This window comes from Serratia symbiotica (assembly GCF_000821185.2).
GTDB classification, from domain to species: Bacteria; Pseudomonadota; Gammaproteobacteria; order Enterobacterales; family Enterobacteriaceae; genus Serratia; species Serratia symbiotica.
This window is the reverse complement of sequence record NZ_CP050855.1, coordinates 1,265,249-1,287,005: the sequence shown is the minus strand read 5'-3', so window position 1 is coordinate 1,287,005 and position 21,757 is coordinate 1,265,249. Positions and strand designations below refer to the sequence as shown.

Annotated in this window: 21 protein-coding genes and 1 other annotated feature; of the genes, 17 read left to right on the top strand and 4 right to left on the bottom strand. The window is 51.3% G+C overall.

Annotated elements, in window-relative coordinates; translation table 11 throughout:
* Positions 1-201: 201 nt before the first annotated feature.
* From SYMBAF_RS06490 to SYMBAF_RS06475, 4 genes are read right to left on the bottom strand one after another with little or no spacing between them, the layout of a single operon-like run.
* Entirely contained in the window at positions 202-1,062 is an 861-nt protein-coding gene (locus SYMBAF_RS06490) for a metal ABC transporter permease (protein ID WP_040265858.1), read from the bottom strand.
* Positions 1,062-1,922: a metal ABC transporter permease gene (locus tag SYMBAF_RS06485; RefSeq protein WP_006708226.1), complete on the bottom strand. Its 861-nt coding sequence runs from the start codon at positions 1,920-1,922 to the stop codon at positions 1,062-1,064. Before SYMBAF_RS06485 ends, SYMBAF_RS06490 begins: the two co-directional genes overlap by 1 nt.
* A complete protein-coding gene (locus tag SYMBAF_RS06480; RefSeq protein ID WP_040265859.1) occupies positions 1,919-2,812 on the bottom strand; it encodes a manganese/iron ABC transporter ATP-binding protein in 894 nt (297 codons plus the stop codon). The genes SYMBAF_RS06485 and SYMBAF_RS06480 overlap by 4 nt, the downstream gene beginning before the upstream one ends.
* A complete protein-coding gene (locus SYMBAF_RS06475; protein WP_040265861.1) occupies positions 2,809-3,753 on the bottom strand; it encodes a metal ABC transporter substrate-binding protein in 945 nt (314 codons plus the stop codon). Before SYMBAF_RS06475 ends, SYMBAF_RS06480 begins: the two co-directional genes overlap by 4 nt.
* 424 nt (positions 3,754-4,177) lie before the next feature.
* Here SYMBAF_RS06475 and SYMBAF_RS06470 point away from each other — a divergent pair, with 424 nt between their 5' ends.
* The 17 genes from SYMBAF_RS06470 to arnF all read left to right on the top strand — a co-directional run bounded on the left by SYMBAF_RS06470 (position 4,178) and on the right by arnF (position 21,714).
* Positions 4,178-4,843: a transglycosylase SLT domain-containing protein gene (locus SYMBAF_RS06470; RefSeq protein WP_040265863.1), complete on the top strand. Its 666-nt coding sequence runs from the start codon at positions 4,178-4,180 to the stop codon at positions 4,841-4,843.
* 473 nt (positions 4,844-5,316) lie between these two features.
* Positions 5,317-6,360 (top strand): hypothetical protein, encoded by a 1,044-nt coding sequence (locus SYMBAF_RS06465; protein WP_040265864.1) that lies wholly within the window; start codon positions 5,317-5,319, stop codon positions 6,358-6,360.
* 314 nt (positions 6,361-6,674) lie between these two features.
* Positions 6,675-8,603 carry a threonine--tRNA ligase gene (gene thrS, locus SYMBAF_RS06460; RefSeq protein ID WP_040265866.1) on the top strand — a complete coding sequence of 643 codons (1,929 nt, stop codon included), beginning with the start codon at positions 6,675-6,677 and terminating at the stop codon, positions 8,601-8,603.
* A 3-nt stretch (positions 8,604-8,606) separates the two neighbouring features.
* Complete coding sequence (gene infC, locus SYMBAF_RS06455; protein ID WP_071985750.1) at positions 8,607-9,158, top strand: translation initiation factor IF-3; 552 nt, start codon at positions 8,607-8,609, stop codon at positions 9,156-9,158.
* Between the two features lie 98 nt (positions 9,159-9,256).
* Positions 9,257-9,454, top strand: coding sequence for a 50S ribosomal protein L35 (gene rpmI / locus SYMBAF_RS06450; protein ID WP_006708231.1), 198 nt, complete (start codon positions 9,257-9,259; stop codon positions 9,452-9,454).
* Positions 9,455-9,496: 42 nt separating this feature from the next.
* Complete coding sequence (gene rplT / locus SYMBAF_RS06445) at positions 9,497-9,853, top strand: 50S ribosomal protein L20 (protein WP_006708232.1); 357 nt, start codon at positions 9,497-9,499, stop codon at positions 9,851-9,853.
* 116 nt (positions 9,854-9,969) lie between these two features.
* Positions 9,970-10,093, top strand: a sequence feature (Phe leader region).
* The gene (pheM, locus tag SYMBAF_RS18360) at positions 9,976-10,020 is read left to right on the top strand and encodes a pheST operon leader peptide PheM (RefSeq protein WP_152609158.1); all 45 of its coding nucleotides are present in this window, start codon (positions 9,976-9,978) and stop codon (positions 10,018-10,020) included. Its footprint overlaps the feature before it by 45 nt.
* Before the next feature lie 180 nt (positions 10,094-10,273).
* On the top strand, positions 10,274-11,257 hold the full coding sequence (pheS, locus tag SYMBAF_RS06435) for a phenylalanine--tRNA ligase subunit alpha (RefSeq protein ID WP_040265868.1): 984 nt from the start codon (positions 10,274-10,276) through the stop codon (positions 11,255-11,257).
* A 14-nt stretch (positions 11,258-11,271) separates the two neighbouring features.
* Positions 11,272-13,659, top strand: a complete 2,388-nt coding sequence (pheT, locus tag SYMBAF_RS06430; protein ID WP_040265870.1) for a phenylalanine--tRNA ligase subunit beta — start codon at positions 11,272-11,274, stop codon at positions 13,657-13,659.
* Between the two features lie 4 nt (positions 13,660-13,663).
* Positions 13,664-13,960: an integration host factor subunit alpha gene (gene ihfA, locus SYMBAF_RS06425; protein ID WP_040265872.1), complete on the top strand. Its 297-nt coding sequence runs from the start codon at positions 13,664-13,666 to the stop codon at positions 13,958-13,960.
* A gap of 351 nt (positions 13,961-14,311) precedes the next feature.
* The gene (gene arnB, locus SYMBAF_RS06420) at positions 14,312-15,466 is read left to right on the top strand and encodes a UDP-4-amino-4-deoxy-L-arabinose aminotransferase (protein ID WP_040265874.1); all 1,155 of its coding nucleotides are present in this window, start codon (positions 14,312-14,314) and stop codon (positions 15,464-15,466) included.
* Positions 15,453-16,433: an undecaprenyl-phosphate 4-deoxy-4-formamido-L-arabinose transferase gene (gene arnC, locus SYMBAF_RS06415; RefSeq protein WP_040265876.1), complete on the top strand. Its 981-nt coding sequence runs from the start codon at positions 15,453-15,455 to the stop codon at positions 16,431-16,433. The genes arnB and arnC overlap by 14 nt, the downstream gene beginning before the upstream one ends.
* Positions 16,433-18,415, top strand: a complete 1,983-nt coding sequence (gene arnA / locus SYMBAF_RS06410; protein ID WP_040266262.1) for a bifunctional UDP-4-amino-4-deoxy-L-arabinose formyltransferase/UDP-glucuronic acid oxidase ArnA — start codon at positions 16,433-16,435, stop codon at positions 18,413-18,415. The genes arnC and arnA overlap by 1 nt, the downstream gene beginning before the upstream one ends.
* Positions 18,412-19,314, top strand: coding sequence for a 4-deoxy-4-formamido-L-arabinose-phosphoundecaprenol deformylase (arnD, locus tag SYMBAF_RS06405; RefSeq protein WP_040265878.1), 903 nt, complete (start codon positions 18,412-18,414; stop codon positions 19,312-19,314). Before arnA ends, arnD begins: the two co-directional genes overlap by 4 nt.
* Positions 19,314-20,978, top strand: a complete 1,665-nt coding sequence (arnT, locus tag SYMBAF_RS06400) for a lipid IV(A) 4-amino-4-deoxy-L-arabinosyltransferase (RefSeq protein WP_040265880.1) — start codon at positions 19,314-19,316, stop codon at positions 20,976-20,978. The genes arnD and arnT overlap by 1 nt, the downstream gene beginning before the upstream one ends.
* Complete coding sequence (arnE, locus tag SYMBAF_RS06395) at positions 20,975-21,319, top strand: 4-amino-4-deoxy-L-arabinose-phosphoundecaprenol flippase subunit ArnE (RefSeq protein WP_040265881.1); 345 nt, start codon at positions 20,975-20,977, stop codon at positions 21,317-21,319. Before arnT ends, arnE begins: the two co-directional genes overlap by 4 nt.
* Complete coding sequence (gene arnF / locus SYMBAF_RS06390; RefSeq protein WP_040265883.1) at positions 21,316-21,714, top strand: 4-amino-4-deoxy-L-arabinose-phosphoundecaprenol flippase subunit ArnF; 399 nt, start codon at positions 21,316-21,318, stop codon at positions 21,712-21,714. Before arnE ends, arnF begins: the two co-directional genes overlap by 4 nt.
* Positions 21,715-21,757 lie beyond the last annotated feature (43 nt).

The window sequence follows — 21,757 nt, the reverse complement described above, 5'->3', positions numbered from 1 at the left end:
CAGTTACCCTGTAACCAAATGCTTATTTTTCCCGTTTTTACAGCAGTTTGTTACTCCCTAATGGGGGAATTTTCATGTTATGAACATCAAAAAGGGTTTATCTGTCGGGTCAGGCGAAGGAAAGAAAGCGCTGGACGAGTTTCAGCGCCTTAGACCGATTAGGTTAGAGTTGCGCGGCGGCGAGTGCACGCCGCGCTGTTATCAGAGTTTATCTTTGAGCAATACCTGCTGATGATGCTGTAACGGTCGCAGCTTGCTGTAAAGCAAAGCGATGACGAACAGCATTGCTTGAACGATCACGATGCAGGGGCCGGTAGCGCCGTCGATATGGAAACTGATCAGGGTGCCGAGCACGCAGGAAAATACCGAAACCAGCGTTGCGACGATCAACATGCGGTCAAAACTACGGCACAACATAAAGGCAATGATGCCTGGTGCAATCAGCATTGCAATCACTAAAATCACCCCCACTGCCTGCAACGAGGCGACAATGGTCAGCGCCAGTAGGCACAGTAGTCCGTAGTGCAGCAGCTTCACCGGCAGGCCAATCACCCGTGCATGGTGTGGGTCAAAGCAGTAAAGCATGAAGTCTTTGCGCTTTAGCACCATTATCACCAGGGTGGCACCAGCGATCAACAGCGTTTGCTTCAATTCATCGTCGGTAATACCCAGCATATCGCCGAACAAGATATGGGTCAGGTGCTGATTGGTGTCGATACGCGAAAATAGCACCAGCCCGAAGGCGAACATGCCAGAGAAGACGATGCCCATTACCGTATCTTCCTTCACCCGGCTGTGCTCTTTCAGGTAGCCAGTAGCCACCGCGCAGAAAATGCCGGAAAGAAAGGCACCGATCGCGAGTGGAATACTGAGTACGAACGCTATTACCATGCCTGGCAGCACCGCGTGAGAAATAGCATCGCCCATCAGTGACCAGCCCTTGAGCACCAGATAGCAGGACAGTACTGCGCAGATCACGCCAGTGGCGATGGCAGCGATAATCGCCCGCTGCATAAACGGGTAAGCGAAAGGTTCACTGAACAGTTGATACAAGTTTTCCATCAGTGTCCCCCAGGGTATTCACGCGCCATACGACGTTTTGATGCTAGCAAACCGTGTTTAGGGGCAAAGAAGAAGGCCACCAGGAACACTAGCGTTTGCAAGGTAACGATCACACCACCGGTGGCACCGTCGAGGAAAAAGCTCAGGTAGGCACCGATACCGCTGGTCAACGCGCCTATAGTGATGGCGAGGAGCACCAACCGGCTGAAACGGTCAGTCAGTAGATAAGCGGTGGCTCCCGGCGTAATCACCATAGCGATCACCAAGATGGCACCGACGGTTTGCAGTGCGGCTACGGTACAGGCGCTGAGCAGGGTGAAGAACAAGATCTTAAGGCGCAATGGCGACAGGCCGATCGAAACCGCGTGATTTTCATCAAAGAATACCGCCAGCAGGTCTTTCCACAGTAAACACAGGATCAACAGCGATATGCCGATGATGATTTCAACCTGCTGTACATCTTTGTCGGCGATGCCAAGAATGTTGCCGAAGATAATTGACTGCACATTAACCGAAGTCGGATTGAGTGAAACGATCAGCAGGCCAACCGCAAAGAAGGTGGAAAAGATGAAGCCGATGATCGCATCTTCACGCAGGCGGGTGATGTGGCGCACCAGCGTCATCGCCAACGCCGCCAACATGCCAGTAAAGAATGCGCCTGCGGCGTAGGGCAGGCCAAGGGCATAGGCACCAGCCACGCCAGGCACCACCGAATGCGACAACGCATCACCCATCAGCGACCAGCCTTTCAGCATCAGGTAGGCCGAGAGGAACGCGCAGGCAGCACCGACGATGGCGCTGACCCAGATGGCTTTTACCATGTAGTTGTAGCTGAAAGGTTGCATCAGGAGTTCCATCATCTGGGGTGTTTCTCCTGTTGCTGGCTTTGTGATGGCGGGTCGTTTTTGGTATGGCCGTAGAATACTGCTGGCCGTTCGTCATCGGTCAACACAGTCACGGTACGCGGATCGTTATCGTCATGCAGATCCGTCCCAGACAGATTGATATGGCGTAGTACACCGCCAAATGCTTGTTCCAGATTGCTTTGGGTAAAGGTGGTTGCTGTCGGCCCGGCAGCCAGCACCGTGCGGTTAATCAGGATCACCTGGTCACAGAACTCCGGTACACTGCCGAGGTTGTGGGTGGAAACCAGGATCAGGTGGCCTTCGTCACGCAGCGCACGCAGCAGGTCTATAATTGCGTTTTCAGTTTTGACGTCAACGCCGGTGAACGGTTCGTCGAGCAGCAGCACTGTACCCTGTTGAGCCAGCGCCCGTGCCAGGAATACGCGCTTCTTTTGACCACCGGATAGCTCACCAATTTGCCGGGTACGCAATTCGCTTAACCCAACGCGCTCCAGTGCTTTGTCAACCCGCAGCCGATCCTCCTGCGCGGGGATACGCAGGAAGTTCATCTTGCCGTAACGGCCCATCATTACCACGTCTTCTACCAGCACCGGGAAGTTCCAGTCTACCTCCTCGGTTTGCGGTACATAGGCGATAAGGTTTTTTTTCAAGGCGTCTGACACTGGCTTGTCACTTAACAGCACCCGTCCAGCAGTGGGCCTGACTAGGCCCATGATGCTTTTGAACAACGTGGATTTGCCACTGCCATTAACACCGACCAGTGCGCAAATGGAACCACCTCTAAGGGTAAAGTTGGCACTGTGGATCGCGGTATGGCCATTGTTGTAGGTTACCGTCACATTGTCCACGCTCAACTCAGGGCGGACAAAAACCTCGCTGGTCATTGATTAAATCCTTTAGCGATGGTTTCTACGGTGACCCTAAGCAGGTCGATATAGGTAGGCACTGGCCCGTCTTGGGTAGACAATGAATCGACATACAGCACGCCGCCGTATTTGGCACCAGTCTCTTTCGCCACTTGCTTGGCTGGCTTGTCTGAAATGGTGCTTTCGCTGAACACTACCGGAATATGGTGGGTGCGCACTGCATCGACTACGCGGCGAACCTGCTGCGGTGACCCCTGCTCATCGGCGTTGATCGGCCACAGGTAAAACTCTTTTAGTTGGTAGTCCTTCGCCAGATAGCTGAAAGCACCCTCACTGCTCACTAACCAGCGCTGGGCTTGAGGAATGCGTGACAGGCGTTCGCGAAGTGGGGCATCGAGTGCGCTGATTTTAGCGGCGTAGGCTTTGGCGTTACGGTTATAGGTCGCTGCGTTGGCCGGATCATATTGTACCAGTGCCTTACGGATGTTTTCGATATACACCAGCGCGTTGCTTGGCGACATCCAGGCATGCGGGTTCGGGATACCGTTGTAAGGGCCTTCGCGGATCGGCAGCGGGGTAATACCTTTGGTCACGAACGCCGCTGGCACTTGTTTGATGTTCTCGAAAAAGCGCTGGAACCAACGTTCCAGATCCATGCCATTCCACAGGATCAGATCGGCATGCTGCGCTTTGACGATATCGCGGGGCGTGGGTTGGTAATCGTGGATTTCTGCGCCCGGCTTGGTGATGGATTCCACTACTGCGGCGTCACCTGCCACATTCTGTGCAATGTCCTGAATAATGGTGAAAGTGGTCACCACGCGGAACTTCTTCTCCGCCAAAGCGGTTTGACTAAAGAGACTGGCGCTTAGCAATAGACAGAGTAGGCCGAACGGTCGGAAAAAAGCGGCTGCCTGGCGCAGACAGTGACGAGTATAAGCAATATTTTTCAACAGCATAGTAGTACCTACCCGGTATTGTTATAAATGAAATTGATTATCAATTTCATTTATAACAAAGTCAAGCGACATCCATGGATAGAAAGTAAATTATTTCCGCTACTGAGAAAATAATACCAGTTAGTGACTTATAATATTTTATGTTTCAATATGTAACCTCTCAATCTGGTCACTCCAAGTGTAGGCTATATCCGGCAATGGCAGGTGAGCACTGCTGCGGGGCTTTCACAGGATATATGTTTGCTCAACTTGACCAACATATATCCTGCCACTCAGTAGCAAAGTTACTACAAAGCATGTAGGGACAGATTGATTGATAATTTACCTCTTGCTATACGCACAGCGAGGTTAGACTAAAAGTGAGTGTAAGTATCCTTACCATTTGTGTATGGTATGTGCTTCATTGAAGGGAGTGATATTTTCTGTGAAAATAAAAACAGGTTGTCTGGCAGCGATTCTGCTTTTGTCGGGGTGTGCTAAAAATCCGCAATCGGCGAACACTATTTCAAGCAGCGGTATGACCTGCAACGATGGGATAAAACTCCCTACGCAGGTTCCGGTAAACCGGACAGGCAAGCCAGTAGCTTACAATGATGACATTCGTCAGGCAGCCAGCCATTATGGTGTCGACGAAACGCTAATCAAGGCAATTATTCAAGTGGAATCCGGGTTTAACCCGAATGTGGTCAGCGCCTCGAACGCTGTGGGATTAATGCAGTTGAAACCTTCCACCGCTGGACGTGATGCCTATCGCCTTAAAGGCCTCAGTGGACAGCCAAGCTTGCGTGAGTTGAAGAACCCAGCAGTCAATATTGATCTTGGAACGGCCTATATCAATATTATCCAAAGCCAGCAACTCGCCGGGATCAACAACCCACAGACATTGCGTTACGCCACCATTGTGGCTTATGTCAACGGCGCGGGCGCTATGCTGCGTACCTTCGCGTTGGACAAGCGTGTCGCGGTGAGTCGCATTAATCAGATGAGTCCAGATGAGTTTTATCAGCACATTCAGAAAAATCACCCAGCCCCGCAGGCACCGCGCTATTTGTCTAAGGTGACCACCACTTATCAGGCGATGTTACAGTAGCCTCAAACCTTGGCAGGGTGCCTTTTGCATCGCGAAAAATCGCGATCTATCGCCATTCTCGCGATTTCTATCAAGATAAGAACCTCGCAATAGACTCTTTAATTCTATGATATTTAACCTATTGGCCTTATATCTCCGCTACTGTATCAAGTCTTGAGGCGTCGTGTGCTTAGAAGCTATTTTTATTTGCCATTTTAACTCTGGGCAGTGCTCACAATCCTCACATACCCTATGTGCGCTTAATGAGATAGATTTTTATTCTAAAGAGGCGCGGTTTATCGCATCCTTTTTAATGGTCAAATGTATCGCAATAACGGCCCCGTTCAGCCAGGGTTATTGCCGTATTAATCATGTAACTATCATTAATTATTTTTATCAATTTTTCTGGTTTTATCTCTTTGATATTTAATTGTGCCTATACTGGTAGGGATTTAGGGCGTTTTTTTAATCGAAAAGCTTAAAGGGGTTTTACTATGTCAGTGGCAAACGAATTGGTATCGGTGAGAAAAATTTCCTGGGGCAGCGTGATCGGCGGCGTGATGACCGTACTCGCGGTGTCACTGTTACTGTCTACCCTCGGTACCAGCCTAGGGTTCTCCATCGTTGACCCAACATCGGATGATCCGGTTAACGGAGCGGGCACCACAGTGGTGGTGTGGTCAGCGGTTTCTATCATCATTAGCCTGGCTGCGGGGGCATTTATTGCTGGGCGCTTGGCCGCCAATGACGGTCTTATCCATGGCTTCTTGGTTTGGGCCTCCTCGTTGATCGTCGCCGCAGTGCTTGGTGGACTACTGGTAGGCTCTGCAATGAAGGCTACTGGTCAGGTATTTAGCGCCATTGCTTCAACTTCCGGTAGCCTGATTTCCGGCACTGGGTCGATGATTGGTAAAGGAGCCTCAGGGCTGGCGGATGCCGGAGGCAATGTCTTCGATAAATTGGGCATTGATACTCAACTGGATAACAAGCAACTGCAAGGGGACGTGGTCGCCGCGCTGAAAAAAAGCGGAATTCCTTCGCTGCAACCTGAATTTATGCAGCAGCAGTTGAACGCCGCCAAGAATGAGTTAGGTGCTGCGGTGAAAACGCTGGCGCTGCAACCTGACAATAGTGATGCCGTTATTAAGGAACTGATTGGCAAGCTGAAAAAACATGGTGAGGCTATCTCACAGGATATTGATCAAGATGCACTGAAAAAATCCCTCGTGGAAAATACCGATATGACACGGCAGCAAGTCGATCAGATCGTCAAAAATCTGGTCGAGGCGAAAAATAAAACTGCTGAGCTAGTCAACCAGCGTTTAGATCAGGCGCAGGTGAAAATTAATCAGGCCGCACAAGAATATGACGAGTTGAAACAAAATGCGCGTGAGCAGGCGGCGGCAGCGGCAGAGGCCTTGTCACATGCGGCGCTGTGGTCGTTCTTCGCATTATTTATCGGCGCGGTGATCAGCGCACTGGCCGGGTTGTGGGGGGTAACCACCAACACCCAACGTGTGACCGAAAGTCAACCGTAAGTTGTCATTATCCCGGCCTCTTTTCGCATCTTTGTGTGGAAATGTGAGGCCGGGTGACAGCTAGGAAAGACTAGCTTCCTGATGTATCATTTCCCGCTTGCCATCAGCGCTCTGTATCTTTGGCACAATTTGATGATACCATCCACAAGCCGAACGCGGCTGAGTGGGGTAACCCCTTCATTCTGTACACCAAGTTAGGTTTCAATCTGGCAATTGTGGGCGAGATCTGCCACCTAACTGAGCAAACCCAAAACTCAATTTTTGTATTGCATGTGATCTGTCGTGTGGGTCACCACTGTAGATAAGGATTTTTAATGCCTGTTATTTCGCTTCCCGACGGAAGTCAGCGTCATTTTGATTACCCCATTTCCCCGTTGGATGTTGCCCGTGATATCGGCCCTGGTTTGGCGAAAGCCTGTATTGCTGGCCGTGTCAATGGTGAGCTGGTTGACGCCTGTGATTTGATTAAATCCGATGCGCAGTTAGCGATCATCACCATCAAGGATGCCGAGGGTCTGGAAATCATGCGCCACTCTTGTGCGCACCTGTTGGGACACGCCATTAAACAGTTGTGGCCGGACACTAAAATGGCCATCGGCCCGGTGATCGATAACGGTTTCTACTATGACGTTGACATCGAACGTACTTTGACGCAGGAAGATCTGGATCTGCTGGAAAAGCGGATGCATGCGCTAGCTGACAAAGACTACGATGTCATCAAGAAAAAGGTCAGTTGGCAAGAGGCGCGTGATACCTTCGCTGCGCGTGGTGAAAGCTACAAAGTGGCGATTCTGGACGAGAACATCGGCCATGATGATCGTCCTGGCCTGTATCATCACGAAGAATACATCGACATGTGCCGTGGTCCACATGTGCCGAATATGCGTTTTTGCCATCATTTCAAGCTACAAAAAACTTCTGGCGCATACTGGCGCGGCGACAGCAAAAATAAAATGTTGCAGCGTATCTACGGCACCGCTTGGGCGGATAAGAAGCAGTTGAACGCCTACCTGCAACGTTTGGAAGAAGCAGCCAAACGCGATCATCGTAAGATCGGTAAACAGCTCGACCTGTATCATATGCAGGAAGAAGCACCTGGCATGGTGTTTTGGCACAACGATGGCTGGACCGTTTTCCGTGAATTGGAAGCTTTTGTGCGCATGAAGCTCAAAGAGTATCAGTATCAGGAAGTGAAAGGTCCGTTCATGATGGATCGTGTGCTGTGGGAAAAAACGGGCCATTGGGAAAACTATAAAGACGCCATGTTCACCACCTCGTCGGAAAACCGCGAGTACTGTATTAAGCCGATGAACTGCCCAGGCCATGTACAGATCTTCAACCAAGGTTTGAAGTCGTACCGCGATTTGCCGTTGCGCATGGGGGAGTTCGGCAGTTGCCACCGTAACGAGCCTTCGGGTTCTCTGCACGGTTTGATGCGTGTACGTGGCTTTACGCAAGATGACGCCCACATCTTTTGTACCGAAGAGCAGGTGCGTGCCGAAGTGAACGCATGCATTCGTATGGTCTATGATGTATATGCTACCTTTGGTTTCGACAAGATTGCAGTTAAGTTGTCTACCCGCCCTGAGAAGCGTATTGGCACGGATGATATGTGGACTCGTGCGGAAGAAGACCTGGCCGCTGCACTGACTGAAAACGGTATTCCATTTGAATATCAGCCGGGTGAGGGGGCCTTCTACGGACCAAAAATTGAATTTACCCTGCATGATTGTTTGGATCGCGCATGGCAATGTGGTACCGTGCAGCTCGATTTCTTCTTACCGGGTCGTTTAGGCGCATCCTATGTTGGCGAAGACAACGATCGTGTCGTGCCGGTAATGATTCACCGCGCCATATTGGGTTCCATGGAACGTTTCATCGGTATCCTTACTGAAGAATACGCTGGATTCTACCCAACGTGGATAGCTCCGGTGCAGGTCGTGGTGATGAATATCACCGACAGCCAGTCCGATTATGTCCAGCAAGTGACCAAAAAACTGCAAGATGCCGGTATTCGCGCTAAAGCAGACTTGAGAAATGAGAAGATAGGCTTTAAAATTCGCGAGCATACATTACGTCGGGTTCCTTATATGTTGGTATGCGGTGATAAAGAGGTCGAAGCAGGCAACGTTGCCGTTCGTACCCGCCGTGGCAAAGACTTGGGAAGCCAAGACGTAAACGAAGTCGTAGACAAGCTGCTAAAAGAGATCCGCAGCCGTAGTCTTCATCAACTGGAGGAATAAAGTATTAAAGGCGGAAAACGAGTTCAACCGGCGCGTCCCAATCGCATTAACAGAGAAATTCGGGCGCAAGAAGTTCGCCTAACAGGCATCGATGGCGAGCAGATTGGTATTGTCAGTCTGAATGAAGCTCTTGAAAAAGCCGGGGAAGCGGGCGTTGATTTAGTAGAAATCAGCCCAAATGCCGAACCGCCAGTTTGCCGGATCATGGATTACGGCAAATTCCTCTACGAGAAGAGCAAGTCGACCAAAGAACAGAAGAAGAAGCAAAAAGTTATTCAGGTTAAGGAAATCAAATTCCGTCCTGGTACTGATGATGGCGACTATCAGGTCAAACTACGCAACCTGGTTCGCTTTCTGGAAGATGGCGATAAAGCCAAAATCACTCTGCGTTTCCGTGGACGTGAAATGGCGCACCAACAGATCGGTATGGAAGTGCTTAACCGCGTCCGTAGAGATCTGTGTGAAGAAGCTGATCTGGCCGTTGTTGAATCCTTCCCGACGAAGATCGAAGGCCGTCAGATGATCATGGTGCTCGCACCGAAGAAGAAACAGTAAGGCTTCCAAGTAATCGAACCCGCACAGCGATTGGGTTGTGTGGGTTTTATTCGCCTAACTGATTCGTTGTTTAACAATGCGAAGTGGATTTAATTAAAATGCCAAAGATTAAAACTGTACGTGGTGCAGCCAAACGCTTTAAAAAGACCGGTAGCGGTGGTTTTAAGCGCAAACATGCTAACCTACGTCATATTCTGACCAAAAAAGCAACCAAGCGTAAACGTCACCTGCGGCCAAAAGGCTTGGTGTCCAAAAGCGATCTGGTTCTGGTTATCGCGTGCCTGCCGTACGCATAAATCATCTTTTTGAATTTAGAATAAGACTTTAGGAGAGAGCATATGGCTCGCGTAAAACGTGGTGTAATTGCACGCGCACGTCACAAGAAAATTATGAAGCAGGCGAAAGGCTACTACGGTGCCCGTTCGCGCGTATATCGTGTTGCCTTCCAGGCGGTAATCAAGGCAGGTCAGTATGCTTACCGTGACCGTCGCCAACGCAAGCGTCAGTTCCGTCAGCTATGGATTGCACGTATCAACGCTGCTGCTCGCCAGAGCGGTCTGTCTTACAGCAAATTCATTAACGGCCTGAAAAAAGCCTCTATTGAAATTGACCGTAAGATCCTGGCTGATATCGCAGTCTTCGACAAAGTGGCCTTCAGCACACTGGTTGAGAAAGCGAAAGCAGCTTTGGTGTAGGAAAGTCAAAAGAGGGGGCCTGCTCCCTCTTATTTTATTCATCGTTTATAGCTACAAATATTGACTTTCATGGCCAATGGCTATAGCACAGGTGGGTAATCATCGATAAGGTAACGCAATCCATGTACGTCGCTATTTTTCGCTGCTTTTTTTGCTTTAGCGTCTGATTTCAGGAGGCTTGCGCATAAGAAAAGAAACGAAAAGTAGCGCCTAAGCCTCCCTTGTGGAGGCTTTTCTTTTTTGGGGTGACATCTTCTTCGGCTGTTGAGCCGTAGCGCTGTTCAAATCGGTTACTGACCGATTTGTCGCGAGTTAGCCCGCGAGCTACGACTTGAAAGTCTTTGAAGATAAACCAAAGGCGTGTTCGAATAATCGATAACAATTAATTAGGGCCATAGCGGCCAAAAGAAGAGGAAAGCAATGCCACATCTCGCAGAGCGTGTTGCCAATGCCAAGGCAGCCATAGAAGATGCCCAGGATGCTGCCGCGTTGGATTTGGTACGCGTCGAATATTTTGGCAAAAAAGGCCATTTTACCCTGCAAATGCAGTCTCTACGTGACGTGCCACCAGAAGATCGTCCAGCGGCTGGTGCGGTGATCAATCAGGCGAAACAGGCGGTACAGGATGCGTTGAATGCACGTAAAAAAGCACTGGAAACCGCAGTGTTGAACGAGCGTTTGGCTGCCGAAACCATTGATGTTTCTCTACCGGGTCGCCGTATGGAAAACGGTGGGTTGCATCCGGTGACTCGCACTATCGATCGTATCGAAACCTTCTTTGCTGAGTTGGGCTTCTCTGTGGCCACCGGGCCGGAAATTGAAGATGACTATCATAACTTTGACGCGTTGAATATTCCTGGTCACCACCCTGCGCGTGCCGATCACGATACCTTCTGGTTCGATGCCACGCGTCTTCTGCGTACCCAGACTTCTGGTGTGCAAATTCGCACCATGAAGAACCAGAAGCCGCCAATTCGTATTATTGCACCGGGCCGTGTTTATCGTAACGACTACGATCAAACTCACACCCCAATGTTCCATCAGATGGAAGGGTTGATCGTCGATAAAGAGATCAGTTTTACCAACCTGAAGGGAACGCTGCACGATTTCTTGAACAATTTCTTTGAAGCAGATTTGCAGGTTCGTTTCCGTCCGTCTTACTTCCCTTTCACCGAACCGTCCGCAGAAGTTGACGTGATGGGCAAGGATGGCAAGTGGCTGGAAGTGCTTGGTTGCGGCATGGTACATCTGAACGTTCTGCGCAATGTCGGCATCGATCCGGAAATTTACTCCGGCTTTGCCTTTGGCATGGGCATGGAGCGTCTGACGATGTTGCGCTACGGTGTCACGGATTTACGGGCGTTTTTCGAAAACGATCTGCGTTTCCTCAAACAGTTTAAGTAGGGCGGGAATATCACATGAAATTCAGTGAACTCTGGTTGCGCGAGTGGGTAAACCCGGCCGTCAGCAGCGAAGCATTATCCGACCAAATCACCATGGCAGGCTTGGAAGTAGATGGGGTGGAACCGGTCGCTGGTGCCTTTCACGGCGTAATGGTGGGCGAAGTGGTCGAATGCGGCCAGCATCCAAACGCCGACAAACTGCGCGTCACCAAAGTCAACATTGGCGACGATCGCTTGCTGGATATCGTCTGCGGCGCACCAAACTGCCGTGCTGGATTGAAAGTGGCAGTAGCTACCGTGGGCGCGACACTGCCGGGTGACTTCAAAATCAAGGCGACTAAACTGCGCGGCGAACTTTCGGAAGGCATGCTATGTTCGTTTTCCGAACTGGGTATTTCCGACGACCATGATGGCATCATCGAACTGCCACAAGACGCGCCGATCGGTACCGATATCCGTGACTATCTGCAACTAAGTGACAACACCATCGAAATCAGCGTCACGCCAAACCGCGCCGACTGCCTGGGTATTATCGGCATCGCGCGTGATGTCAGCGTGCTTAACCAAATGGCCTTGACCGAACCGGATATGAGTCCGGTTGTCGCTACCATTGACACTACGCTACCCGTTCGTGTTGATGCGCCTCAGGGGTGCCCGCGTTATCTCGGCCGTGTGGTAAAAGGCATCAACATCAAGGCTAGCAGCCCGTTGTGGATGCGTGAAAAACTGCGCCGCTGTGGCATTCGTTCCATTGATGCGGTGGTCGACGTCACCAACTACGTGTTGCTGGAGCTTGGCCAGCCGATGCATGCCTTTGATCTGAATCGCATCGAAGGCGGCATCGTGGTGCGCATGGCCGAAGAAGGGGAGGCCTTGACGTTACTGGATGGCAACGAAGTCAAATTGAATGCCGACACCTTAGTGATCGCCGATCATCATAAAGCGCTGGCGATGGGGGGGATCTTCGGCGGCGAGTATTCCGGGGTAAATGATGAGACTCAGGACGTGCTGCTGGAGTGTGCCTTCTTCAACCCGCTGTCGATCACTGGCCGTGCACGTCGCCAGGGTCTGCATACCGATGCTTCTCACCGCTATGAGCGTGGCGTGGACCCCGCGATACAATACCAAGCGATGGAGCGTGCCACCCGCCTGCTGATTGACATTTGTGGTGGCCAGGCTGGCCCAGTGATTGATGTCACTGATGAAAACGAACTGCCCAAGCGTGCGACTATTCAGTTGCACCGCAAGAAGCTGGATCGCCTGCTCGGCCATGTGGTGCCGAGCGAGCAGGTCAGCGATATTCTGCGTCGCCTTGGGTGCCAGGTTACCGATCAAGGCGACACCTGGTTGGTGGTTGCGCCAAGTTGGCGTTTCGACATGAAAATTGAAGAAGATCTGGTTGAAGAAGTAGTACGTGTTTACGGCTACAATAACATCCCTGACGTGCCGGTGCGCGCCGATTTGGTGATGACTAAACACCCTGAGGCTGATCTGACACTGGAACGTGTAAAGACCCTGCTGGTTGATCACGGCTTTCAAGAAGCGATCACCTACAGCTTTGTCGATCCTAAAGTGCAGGCGTTACTGCACCCTGGCGAGGAAGCACTGATCCTGCCTAGCCCAATCTCGGCTGACATGTCAGCGATGCGGCTGTCGTTGTGGACTGGCCTGCTGTCTGCGGTGGTATATAACCAGAACCGCCAGCAAACTCGCCTGCGCCTGTTCGAAAGCGGCCTGCGCTTTGTGCCTGATACTTCGGCAAATTTGGGTATCCGCCAGGATGTCATGCTGGCGGGGGTGATCGCTGGCCATACCCACGACGAGCACTGGGATTTGGCGTGTAAGCCAATCGATTTTTATGATTTAAAAGGGGAACTGGAATCTGTCCTAGAGTTGACTGGTAAATTATCCGAAATTCAGTTCTGGGCGGTGGCCAATCCAGCGTTGCACCCAGGGCAAAGTGCGGCAATTTATTTACACGGCGAATGCGTAGGTTATATTGGTGTGGTTCATCCAGAACTGGAGCGCAAACTGGATCTTAATGGCCGCACCCTGGTGTTCGAATTGCAATGGGACAAGGTCGCAAGGCGCGCCGTGCCTCAGGTGCGGGAAATCTCTCGCTTCCCGGCAAACCGCCGTGATATCGCTGTAGTGGTGGCTGAAAATGTCGCCGCAGAAGATATATTGGCAGAGTGTAAGAAAGTTGGCGTAAATCAGATAGTTGGCGTAAACTTATTTGATGTGTACCGTGGCAAGGGCGTAGCAGAGGGTCATAAGAGCCTGGCTATCAGTCTGATATTGCAGGACACAGCTTGTACACTTGAAGAAGAGGAGATAGCCGCTACCGTTGCAAAATGTGTAGAGGCTTTAAGACAGCGATTCCAAGCATCCTTGAGGGATTGAATCTATGGCGCTTACTAAAGCTGAAATGTCAGAATACCTGTTTGAAAAGCTTGGGCTTAGCAAACGGGATGCTAAAGATCTGGTAGAACTGTTTTTTGAAGAGGTTCGCCGGGCTCTTGAGAGCGGTGAACAGGTGAAATTGTCAGGTTTTGGCAACTTTGATCTGCGTGACAAGAACCAACGTCCGGGGCGTAACCCCAAGACCGGCGAAGACATTCCGATCACGGCGCGTCGCGTGGTCACCTTCCGTCCGGGTCAGAAGCTGAAAAGTCGGGTTGAGAACGCCAGCCCTAAAGAGTAGGTGATGTGAAACCCAAAAGGCCGCTTTTGCGGCCTTTTTCATCGCCAACCACGACAGGCCAGGATTCTTTTTCATCTATTTCTCTTGAAAACCATTGATGGCGTGCTAGGCTGTCTTCGTTGCAAAGAGAACAAGTAAATAGTTATTAATGACTAAGATAAATTATTTTTATTATCAAGTTTAAATAGAAGGTGACGGTTCCTTCTGCCAGAGAATCTAACTGATAACAATTTGCATCTTAAGGTTGCGGTCATAGCCCATCGGTAACGATTTTCTCTGGCGTTTAATATCAGTTAAATAAAAGAGATATACAGTGTCACCAAAAGAAGCTCGATACGTCTGGGGTTAACTATGGATCAATTTTTGCCCTTCTCGCGTCCCGCGATCAGCGATGAAGAAATCGCGGCAGTAGAAAAGGTACTGCGTTCTGGTTGGATCACCACAGGGCCGCAAAATCAGATGCTGGAAAGTGAGTTCTGTTCTACCTTCGGATGTAAGCATGCGATTGCCGTCTGTTCCGCTACTGCGGGAATGCATATTACCTTGATGGCACTGGGCATCGGGCCAGGCGATGAAGTTATTACCCCCTCGCAAACCTGGGTTTCCACCCTTAATATGATCGAATTGCTCGGTGCTACGCCGGTTATGATTGATGTTGACCGTGAAACGCTGATGGTCAACGCTGACGATGTTGAAGCTGCTATCACGGCAAAAACTAAAGCTATCATCCCGGTACACTATGCTGGCGCACCATTACAGATGGATGCGCTGCGTGCTGCAGCGCAACGCCATAATCTCCCGTTAATCGAAGATGCCGCCCATGCGGTAGGTGCTCGTTACAACGGTGAGTGGGTCGGGGCGCGCGGTACGGCAATTTTTTCTTTTCACGCGATCAAGAACCTGACCTGTGCTGAGGGGGGGGTGATCGCCACCGATGACGATGCACTGGCGGATCGTCTGCGCTGCCTGAAGTTCCATGGTCTGGCTGTGGACGCCTTTGACCGCCAGCAATTGGGGCGTCGGCCACAGGCTGAAGTGGTGGAGCCGGGCTATAAATACAATCTTTCCGATGTTCATGCGGCGATAGCCGTGGTACAACTGGCGCGTTTGCCTCAGTTGAATGCTCGCCGGCAGGTGCTGGCGAAACGTTACTTGCAAGCGCTTGAAGGTTCACCGTTCTTGCCCCTGGGACTACCGGCCTACCCGCACGATCACGCGTGGCACCTGTTTATGGTACGTGTCGACGTTGAGCGCTGTGGTATTGACCGCGATCTCCTGATGGAGCGCCTAAAAGACGTGGGGATTGGCACTGGCCTGCATTTCCGCGCCGCGCACACCCAGAAGTATTATCGTGAGCGTTATCCGCTACTGTCGTTGCCCAACACTGAATGGAATTCAGCGCGTTTGTGCACTTTACCATTATTCCCTAGTATGACCGATGCTGATGTTGATCGCGTGGTCAAAGCCTTATTTTCTGTTGTGGAGCCATTACGTGTCTTGTGTTGAACCAATAAAAAAAGTGTCGGTGGTCATACCAGTATACAACGAGCAGGAAAGTTTGCCTGCTTTGCTTGAACGTACCACTGCCGCCTGTAAGCAATTAACGCAACCCTATGAAATCATCCTGGTTGACGATGGTAGCAGCGATGGCTCTGCCGAGATACTGACTGCCGCTGCGCAACAGCCGGAAAGCCAGGTGATTGCCGTACTGTTGAATCGCAACTACGGCCAACACTCAGCGATCATGGCCGGTTTCAACCAAGTGACTGGCGATCTGATCATCACGCTGGATGCTGATCTACAAAACCCGCCGGAAGAGATCCCACGGCTAGTCAGCGTAGCGGAGGAAGGGTATGACGTAGTGGGCACGGTGCGCGCCAATCGTCAGGACTCATGGTTCCGTAAAAGCGCATCACGTGTCATCAACATGATGATTCAGCGTGCCACCGGCAAATCGATGGGTGACTACGGCTGCATGCTGCGAGCCTATCGCCGTCATATCATTGAGGCAATGCTGCACTGCCATGAACGCAGCACCTTTATTCCTATCCTGGCAAACACCTTCGCCAGACGCACTACCGAAATTGACGTGCGCCATGCTGAACGTGAGTTTGGCGATTCCAAATACAGCCTGATGAAGCTGATCAACCTGATGTATGATTTGGTTACCTGCTTGACGACTACACCGCTGCGTTTGCTCAGCGTTGTAGGCAGTGTAGTGGCGCTTTCTGGTTTTGTACTGGCACTGGTGCTGATAGCGTTGCGCCTGCTGCTGGGTCCTGAATGGGCGGCGGGTGGGGTGTTCACCCTGTTCGCGGTATTGTTTACCTTTATCGGTGCCCAGTTTGTCGGTATGGGGCTGTTGGGTGAATACATTGGACGTATCTATACCGATGTGCGCGCTCGTCCGCGTTATTTCGTTCAGAAAGTGGTTGGTGAACAGCAGATCCACAAAATTCAGGAAGAAGAATGATGAAAGCTATTGTCTTTGCTTACCATGATATCGGTTGTGCAGGTTTGCAAGTGTTGACTGAGGCTGGTTATGATGTGCAGGCTGTATTCACGCATACCGACGATTCTGGTGAGAACAACTTCTTCTCCTCCGTTGCGCATCTTGGTGCTGAGTTGGAACTACCGGTTTATGCACCGGAAGATGTGAACCATCCACTGTGGGTTGATCGCATTCGTCAGTTACAACCAGATGTGATTTTCTCTTTTTATTACCGTAACTTGCTAAGCGATGAGATCCTGTCTTTGGCACCTCAGGGTGGTTTTAACCTGCATGGTTCACTGCTGCCACGTTATCGTGGCCGTGCGCCGATAAACTGGGTATTGGTGAATGGTGAAAGCGAAACCGGTGCTACGCTGCATAAAATGGTCAAGCGTCCTGATGCTGGCGATATCGTCGGTCAACGCAAAGTGGCGATCGCCGCAGATGACACGGCCCTTACGTTGCATAAAAAAGTGCTGGAAGCCGCGCAAGAGCTGCTGAAAGAGGAATTGCCGAAGTTGAAAAACGGCACAGCCACCTTCACAGCTCAAAACGAAGCTGAAGCCAGCTATTTTGGGCGACGCACTGCCGCTGACGGCGAGATCCTGTGGCACAAATCGGCTCAGGAAATCAATAATCTGGTGCGTGCGGTCACCGAACCCTACCCAGGCGCGTTCAGTTACATCGGCCAGCGCAAGCTAATCATCTGGCGCTCCCGCGTGCTGGACATTCAGCATGATAAACAGCCTGGGACGGTGCTGAGTGCTTCTCCATTGACTATCGCCTGTGGTAAGGGTGTGTTGGAAATCGTCGCTGGTCAGAACGAAAACGGCCTTTACGTACAGGGTAGTCGGTTAGCGGATGAAATGGGCATTGTCACCGATGTGCGCCTGGCTGCCAAGCCTAATGCGGTGATGGAACGTCGTACCCGCGTATTGATCCTAGGGGTTAACGGCTTTATCGGCAACCACCTGACTGAACGCCTGCTGCGCGATGATTGTTACGATATCTATGGCTTGGACATCGGCTCCGACGCCATCAGCCGCTTCCTCGATAACCCACGTTTCCACTTTGTAGAAGGGGATATCAGCATTCACTCGGAGTGGATCGAGTACCATATCAAGAAATGTGACATCGTGCTGCCGCTGGTGGCGATCGCCACACCGATAGAATACACCCGCAACCCACTACGTGTATTCGAGCTGGATTTTGAAGAAAACCTGAAAATCGTCCGCGACTGCGTGAAATACAACAAGCGCATCATCTTCCCGTCCACCTCTGAGGTGTACGGCATGTGCGATGACAAAGAATTTGACGAAGACCACTCACGCTTGATCGTTGGGCCGATCAATAAACAACGTTGGATCTATTCGGTATCTAAGCAATTATTAGATCGGGTCATCTGGGCTTACGGAAGCAAAGAAGGGCTGAGATTCACTCTGTTCCGTCCGTTTAACTGGATGGGACCGCGTTTGGACAGCCTGGATGCCGCGCGCATCGGTTCTTCACGCGCTATTACCCAACTGATCCTCAACCTAGTGGAAGGTTCGCCAATTAAGCTGATGGATGGTGGGGCGCAAAAGCGCTGTTTCACCGATATTAATGACGGCATTGAAGCGTTATTTCGCATTATTGAAAACCGTGATGACTTGTGCGATGGCCAGATCATCAATATCGGCAACCCGACCAATGAAGCGAGCATCCGTGAACTGGCGGAAATGCTGCTGGATAGCTTCAACCGCCATCCGCTGCGTGATCATTTCCCACCGTTCGCCGGTTTCAAAGATATTGAAAGCAGTAGCTACTACGGCAAAGGTTATCAGGACGTTGAATACCGCACACCGAGCATCAAAAATGCTCGGCGTCTGCTGGACTGGCAGCCAACGATTGAAATGAAACAAACCGTTACACATACGTTGGATTACTTCTTGCGATCCACCGTTCAAGAGGGCAACGGTGCATGAAGAAAGTTGGTCTGCGGGTTGATGTCGATACCTTCAGCGGCACCCGAAAGGGGGTGCCGCTGCTGCTGGATCTGTTTGAGCAGTATCATATACAGGCCAGTTTCTTCTTCAGCGTTGGACCGGACAATATGGGGCGTCATCTTTGGCGCCTTTTACGTCCGAAGTTCCTGTGGAAAATGCTGCGTTCGAACGCCGCTGCATTGTATGGCTGGGATATTCTTTTGGCTGGTACCGCCTGGCCTGGGCGCAATATCTCACGTGCGTTAGGGCCATTGATCAAGCGCACCGCTGAAGCCGGTCATGAAGTGGGGCTGCATGCCTGGGATCATCAAGGCTGGCAAGCTAATGCTGGTCGTTGGTCTGAGGCCCAGTTGACACAACAGATCCAACTGGGCGTTGATGCTTTGAGCGCCAGCACCAAACAGCCGGTGAAATGTTCCGCCGTGGCGGGATGGCGGGCTGATAAACGGGTACTGGAGGTGAAACAGCGCTTCGGTTTCCACTATAACAGCGATTGTCGAGGTACTCACCCATTTAGGCCGGTACTGAGCAACAACCGACTGGGTACGGTGCAAATTCCTGTCACGCTGCCCACTTTTGATGAAGTGATTGGTAGCGAAGTCAGTATGGCTGGCTTTAACGACTACATCCTGAAGGCGATCGAAAATGATCGCGGCGTGCCGGTATACACCATTCATACCGAAGTAGAAGGGATGGCGCGGGCGGCGATGTTTGAACAGTTATTGCAGCGGGCGCAGCAGCAGGGCATTAAATTCTGTCCGCTGAGCGAGATGCTGCCACAAGATTTAGCATCATTGCCATTGGGCCACATTACGCGTACTTCTTTCCCTGGCCGCGAAGGTTGGTTGGGATGTCAAACCGAAGTGAAGGAAGATTGATGAAGGTGCTGCAAGGAACATGGGCCACATTGCTGACCGTTTTTTTTGCTCTGGCTTATTTAATTCCACTAAATGGCCGTCTGTTGTGGCAGCCGGATGAAACCCGCTACGCCGAAATCAGCCGTGAAATGCTGCAACGTGGTGATTGGGGGGTACCGCACCTGTTGGGGTTGCGCTATTTTGAAAAGCCGGTAGCCGGATACTGGTTCAATAACATCAGCCAATGGCTATTCGGCGACAATAATTTTGCGGTGCGTTTCGCTTCAGTATTTAGTACCGGAATAACAGCCCTGTTGATATTTGCTCTGGCGATGCTTATGTGGCGCAATACGCATCGCGCCTACCTGTCAGTATTAATTTTCTTATCGATGGTGTTGGTATTCAGCATCGGCACCTACAGCGTGCTCGATCCGATGATTGCCTTGTGGCTGACGGCGGCGATGGTCAGTTACTATCTGACGCTGAAAGCGACCTCAGCCAAAGGTAAGTTAGGCGGCTACGCGCTGCTTGGGTTAGCCTGCGGTATGGGCTTTATGACCAAAGGATTCCTAGCGCTGGCAGTGCCAGTGATTGCGGTGATCCCGGTAGTGATCCAGCAGCGGCGCATCAAAGATCTGTTGCTTTTTGGGCCGGTGGCGATCTTGGTGGCGCTATTACTCAGCCTACCTTGGGCGCTGGCTATCGCCCAGCGAGAGCCAGACTTCTGGAATTATTTCTTCTGGGTAGAACATATCCAGCGCTTCGCTGAGGATAATGCTCAACACAAAGCACCGTTCTGGTATTATTTGCCGATTTTAATGGCGGCGGTGTTGCCGTGGCTGGCATTGCTGCCGGGAGCGTTGCTCAAAGGTTGGCGTGAACGGGGGCAGCGACCAGAACTGTTCTTCCTGCTCAGTTGGGTAATGATGCCCCTGATCTTCTTCAGCGTTGCCAAAGGCAAGCTACCGACCTACATTCTGCCGTGCATGGCACCGTTGGCACTATTGATGGCGGCCTATGCGGAGGATGCTGCAAAGGCACTGCGCAGAAAAGTATTCAAGGTCAACGCACTGTTGAACGGGCTGTTTGGTCTGATTGGCATGGTAGTGCTGTTGCTGGGCTTTGGGCTGTTTCCCAAGGTGCAGTTGTTTAGCGCCCAAGAATGGCAGAAAGGTGTGATTGGCATTGTCGCTTTTGGCGGCTGGCTGCTGTTCGCGATTGTTTCCGCAAGCGACAAAGTTCAGCGGTGGCGCTGGGCAGCGGCTTGCCCGCTGTTACTGTGTCTGCTGATCGGTTACGCTATTCCGCAACAGGTGACCGATTCCAAGTTACCGCAGAGTTTTATTCGCGTTAACAGGGCAGAACTGGAACATAGCCAATACGTGCTGACCGACAGCGTAGGTCTGGCCGCTGGCTTGGCCTGGGAACTAAAGCGCAGCGACGTACTAATGTTCAGCCACAAAGGGGAGGTCGCCTACGGCTTGGAATATCCAGATGCCCAAGGTCATTTTATCAGCGATTCCAGCTTTCCACAGTGGTTGTTACAGGCGCGTAAGCAGGGAAATGTGTCGTTGGTTTTGCAGTTTTCACGCGGAGAAAGCCTTGAACAACAGCACCTGCCTGCGGCCGATAAGGTTCAGGTAATGAACCGCCTGGCGTTGGTTTGGTACAAGCAGCAGCCATGATCGGTTTTCTGTTGGTGATAGTGGTTAGCTTGCTCACATGTGGTGGGCAGCTATGTCAGAAACAGGCGGTGCACTGCTGGCAACTACCTGCTGAGGTGCGGCTGAAGAAGACGCTGCGTTGGCTGGCATTGGCAGGATTACTGCTGGCGCTCGGCATAGTGGTATGGCTCAAGGTGTTACAGCACCTGCCGATCAGCCTGGCTTACCCACTGCTCAGTCTTAACCTGGTGCTGGTGACACTGGCAGCGAGCTGGTTGTTTGATGAAGCTACCACTGTACGCCACTGGTGTGGCGTAGTCTCGATTATGCTGGGGATCTTGCTGATGAGCGTCCCATCATGAGGGGATATTTCTGGGGAGCCGCCAGCGTGCTGCTGGTGACGCTGGCGCAGTTGTTGATGAAGTGGGGCATGGTACAAATTCCGCAACTCTCCTTTGCCAGTCTCACACCAGCGTTGCTAAGTGAGTACGAGTTGCCGCTATTGGTGGTCAGTGGCGGTATCTTCGGTTATGCGCTATCGATGCTGTGCTGGTTCTTTGTGCTGCGTAATTTGTCACTTAGCCGTGCTTATCCTTTGCTGAGCCTCAGTTATGCGCTGGTTTATTTGGCGGCGGTGATGCTACCGTGGTTTAACGAACCCGCCAGTGTGCTGAAATCATTGGGGGTGCTGTTAATTCTGTTTGGCGTGTGGTTGATTAGCAGCAAGGCTGTTGCTAAAGCATCTGAACAGGGCTAATCGGGCATGATTACCGGCAATTGTCTCTGAGCGCGGCTGGTGG